This window comes from Sandaracinobacteroides sp. (assembly GCF_057137845.1).
The window spans coordinates 1-3,680 of record NZ_DBNHFX010000103.1; the positions used below are offsets into that span (position 1 = coordinate 1).

Below are 3,680 nucleotides of genomic sequence, written 5' to 3' on the forward strand. Positions count from 1 at the left end.
CGACCAGGCGGCGCTGGGTCAGGATGTGGCGCTCGCGGTCGTTCAGCGTCAGCAGCGCCGCTGACAGCAGTTCGTGGCGGATACCGGCTGCTTCCCGTTCGGCGACGATCACGTCCTGTCCGGGGCCTTCGTCGGCCAGCCAGTCCTGCCATTCGCCTTCGCCGTCTTCGCGCAGCGGCGCGTTCAGGCTGGTGTCGCCGCCCTTGGCCCTGCGGCGGTTCATCTGCACCACATCGTCTTCGGGAACGCCAAGATCGGTTGCGATCTTCTTCACGTCGTCGGGGTGCAGGTCGCCTTCCTCGATTGCGGCAAGCTTGCCCTTCATGCGCCGCAGGTTGAAGAACAGTTTTTTCTGCGCGGCGGTCGTGCCGATCTTCACCAGCGACCACGAGCGCAGGATATATTCCTGAATCGACGCCTTGATCCACCACATGGCATAGGTTGCCAGCCGGAACCCGCGCTCCGGCTCGAACTTTTTCACACCCTGCATCAGGCCGATGTTCCCTTCCGAGATCAGCTCGGAGACGGGAAGGCCATAGCCGCGATAGCCCATGGCGATCTTGGCGACGAGCCGCAGGTGCGAAGTGACCAGCCTTGTCGCTGCTTCAGGATCCTGATGCTCCTGCCAGCGCCTTGCCAGCATATATTCCTCCTCGGGCGCCAGCAGCGGGAACTTGCGGATCTCGGACAGATACCGGTTCATGCTGGCGTCGGGGCCAAGGGCGGGGATGCTGGCGGGAAGGTTGCTGCGGTTCATGCGGATCTCCTGCCCTCAATGTTCTTCGAGAGCGATTAGCAGTTGCTGAATGTCTTCCGGCGCCGGGCTTTCAAAGGCAAGGTCGGCGCCGGTCAGCGGGTGCTGGAAGCCAAGCGCGGTTGCGTGCAGGGCCTGCCGGTGAAAGCCCAGCCGCCGGCAGATATCCGCCAGGCGGCCCTGCCCGTAGAACGGGTCGCCCAGCAGCGGATGGCCGATCGATGCCATATGCACCCTGACCTGATGCGTCCGCCCGGTTTCCAGCCGGCATTCGACCAGCGACGCCTTCGCAAACGCCCTGAGCATCCGGTAGTGCGTCACCGCGTGACGGCCGCGCGGCGGCTGGACAACGGTGATCTTCTGCCGGTTCTGTTCGGACCGCGCGAGATTGGCCTCGATCCGGCCCGCGGGCGGGGTGGGGATTCCGGCGACGACCGCCAGATAGCGGCGCCCGATTATGTGCTTCTGGAATTGCGCCGCCAGCCCGGCATGGGCACGGTCGGTCTTGGCGACGACCAGCAGGCCCGACGTGTCCTTGTCGATGCGGTGAACGATGCCGGGCCTCGCCACGCCGCCGATCCCCGAAAGCCGCCCCCGGCAATGGTGCAGCAGCGCATTCACCAGCGTGCCATCGAGGTTCCCGGCAGCCGGATGGACGACGAGGCCCGCCGGCTTGTCCACGACCAGCAGATGTTCGTCCTCGAACATGATGTCGATCGGGATGTCCTGGCCCTGCGCTTCGGCGGGGCGGGGCGCCGGCACCAGCACCACGACCTGTTCGCCGCCCTTCATCTTGCGGGCGGGATCACGCTCTGGCAGGCCGTCCACTTCGACGGCGCCCGACGCGACCAGCGCCTTCAGCCGTTCACGGGAAAGAGTCGGGATGACGGCCGCCAGCGCGCGGTCGAGCCGCCATCCGGCCGCCCCGGCCAGCAGCGCCGCATCATGACGCACAGCGGCATCTTGCGTGTGGTTGTTGCTTCCCCCATTCATTGCTGGTGCATGTTGGAATTCCTGAAGCGCATTCAAGCCCCGTGCGCGTTCTGCCAAGCGCCCATGCAGCGATGCTGGCCGCTGCTGCTGCTGCGGCGCCCGACGAAGCCTGCGGCCTGCTGTTCGGCAGGTATGGCGTGATCGAGGAAGCAAGCCTTGCCCCAAACATCGCCGCCAACCGCCGTACGCGCTTTGAAATCGACCCGGCTGCATTGTTCGACGCCCACCGCCGCCACCGCGAGGGCAGGGCGCAACTGCTCGGCTGCTGGCATTCGCACCCCGAAGGCCCCGCCGTGCCCAGCCGTCATGACCGGGCAGGGGTCGGCGATATGGGGTGGCTTTGGCTGATCGTGGCGCATGGCGGCATTCATGGCTTTCGGCCCACCGCGACCGGCTTCGACGCGGTTGCGCTTGTTGTTGCGGCCAAGTAACCCTCGGCTTCTATGGCGCAAGGCGAAATCCTCTGGTTCGATGCGGGGCGCGGCTTCGGCTTCATCCGCCCCGACATGGGGCCACGGGATGTGTTCCTGCACGCATCGGCACTGGCCGAGGCTGCGGTCGATGCGCTGCCGACCGGAACACGTGTCGAATTCGAACTGGTGCAGACCGGCGACGGACGGCTGATCGCCCAGCGCGTGCTGCCGCTGGCGCCGCCGCAAAGCCGGGCGCCCGCCGGACGGCGCTGAGGGATCAGCGAACGTTCGTCAGTGGTTCGGCTCGGCCATCAGTTCGATCAGCACGCCGCCCATGTCTTTCGGGTGGACGAAGATCACCGGAACGCCATGCGCGCCGATCCGTGGTTCACCGCCGCGCAGCACGGTGGCGCCTTTCGATACCATGAAGTCGCGCGCGGCGATGATGTCGGGCACTTCAAAGCAGACATGGTGCTGCCCGCCCTTGGGGTTTTTCGCCAGAAAGGCGTTGACCGGGCTGTCGGCGCCCAAGGGCTCGATCAGTTCGATCTGGCTGTTCGGCAGATCGACGAAACACACCCTGACGCCTTGCGCAGGCAGGTCGAACGGCTCGCCGATCCGGGTTGCGCCCAGCATGTCGCGATAGAGCGCGATGCTGTCCGGGATCGACGGCGTGGCAACGCCGACATGGTTCAGTTTGCCGATCTTCATACTGCCTGCTCCCATTGCATCGCATCACGCACGTCAGCCCGCCGGGGGCTGCCGCCCTCAGAACGGCACGTCGTCGTCCATGTTGTCGTGGATCGGCGCCTGCCTGCTGCCATAGCCGCTTTCGGCCTGCCCGCGTGCAGGTGACGACCCGCCGTAATCCTGCCCGCCGCTGCCGTAGTCGCTGCCGCCACCGCCGCCTTCACGGCGATCGAGCAGCGTCAGTTCGCCACGGAACCGGCCGACATAGACTTCGGTGGTGTAGCGGTCGTTGCCGTCGCGGTCCTGCCATTTGCGGGTGCGCAGCTGGCCTTCGACGTAGATTTTCGAGCCCTTGCGCAGATATTGTTCGACGACGCGGATCAGATTGTCGTTGTCGATGACGACCGAATGCCACTCGGTGCGTTCGCGGCGCTCGTTCGTGGTGCGGTCCGTCCAGCTTTCCGACGTGGCCAGACGCAGGTTGGCGATGCGGCCACCGCTCGAAAAGCTTTTCACTTCCGGGTCCGCGCCCAGATTGCCGACCAGAATCACCTTGTTCACACTGCCCGCCATGGGCGTCTCTCCCGTCTTGAGTTGGCGACTGCGATAGGCCACCGAACGACGGACAGGCAAGCGTCACATGGCGGTCGGGCGGATTCCGCTGTGGACAGTATCCCGCCGGTCAGCGCCCCCCCCGGTCAGCGCCCGGCGATCGTCGTCCGGTGCAGCAGCCGGTGATGGCCTTCATAGCCGCCGGTCGCGGCATGCAGGACAGAACGGTTGTCCCACATCACCAGCATTCCGGGCTGCCACTGGTGGCGATAGCGGAA

At 66.0% G+C, this 3,680-nt stretch carries 7 protein-coding genes; 2 read left to right on the plus strand and 5 right to left on the minus strand.

What is annotated here, in order from left to right; genetic code table 11:
• Together AC16JP_RS05190 and AC16JP_RS05195 are read right to left on the minus strand one after the other, a co-directional pair.
• A partial coding sequence (locus AC16JP_RS05190) for an RNA polymerase factor sigma-32 (protein WP_484339540.1) occupies positions 1-757 on the minus strand: 757 nt, incomplete at its 3' end.
• Between the two features lie 15 nt (positions 758-772).
• Positions 773-1,747: an RluA family pseudouridine synthase gene (locus AC16JP_RS05195; RefSeq protein ID WP_484339541.1), complete on the minus strand. Its 975-nt coding sequence runs from the start codon at positions 1,745-1,747 to the stop codon at positions 773-775.
• Between the two features lie 41 nt (positions 1,748-1,788).
• Here AC16JP_RS05195 and AC16JP_RS05200 point away from each other — a divergent pair, with 41 nt between their 5' ends.
• Positions 1,789-2,178, plus strand: a complete 390-nt coding sequence (locus AC16JP_RS05200) for a M67 family metallopeptidase (protein WP_484339542.1) — start codon at positions 1,789-1,791, stop codon at positions 2,176-2,178.
• A gap of 12 nt (positions 2,179-2,190) precedes the next feature.
• Positions 2,191-2,433, plus strand: a complete 243-nt coding sequence (locus AC16JP_RS05205) for a cold shock domain-containing protein (protein ID WP_484339543.1) — start codon at positions 2,191-2,193, stop codon at positions 2,431-2,433.
• Between the two features lie 18 nt (positions 2,434-2,451).
• On the opposite strand, the gene mce is transcribed toward AC16JP_RS05205, so the two are convergent.
• The 3 genes from mce to AC16JP_RS05220 form a co-directional block, all read right to left on the minus strand.
• The gene (gene mce, locus AC16JP_RS05210; RefSeq protein WP_484339544.1) at positions 2,452-2,871 is read right to left on the minus strand and encodes a methylmalonyl-CoA epimerase; all 420 of its coding nucleotides are present in this window, start codon (positions 2,869-2,871) and stop codon (positions 2,452-2,454) included.
• A gap of 57 nt (positions 2,872-2,928) precedes the next feature.
• Entirely contained in the window at positions 2,929-3,423 is a 495-nt protein-coding gene (ssb, locus tag AC16JP_RS05215; protein WP_484339545.1) for a single-stranded DNA-binding protein, read from the minus strand.
• 125 nt (positions 3,424-3,548) lie between these two features.
• The coding region (locus AC16JP_RS05220) for a TauD/TfdA dioxygenase family protein (RefSeq protein ID WP_484339546.1) at positions 3,549-3,680 on the minus strand (132 nt) is incomplete at its 5' end.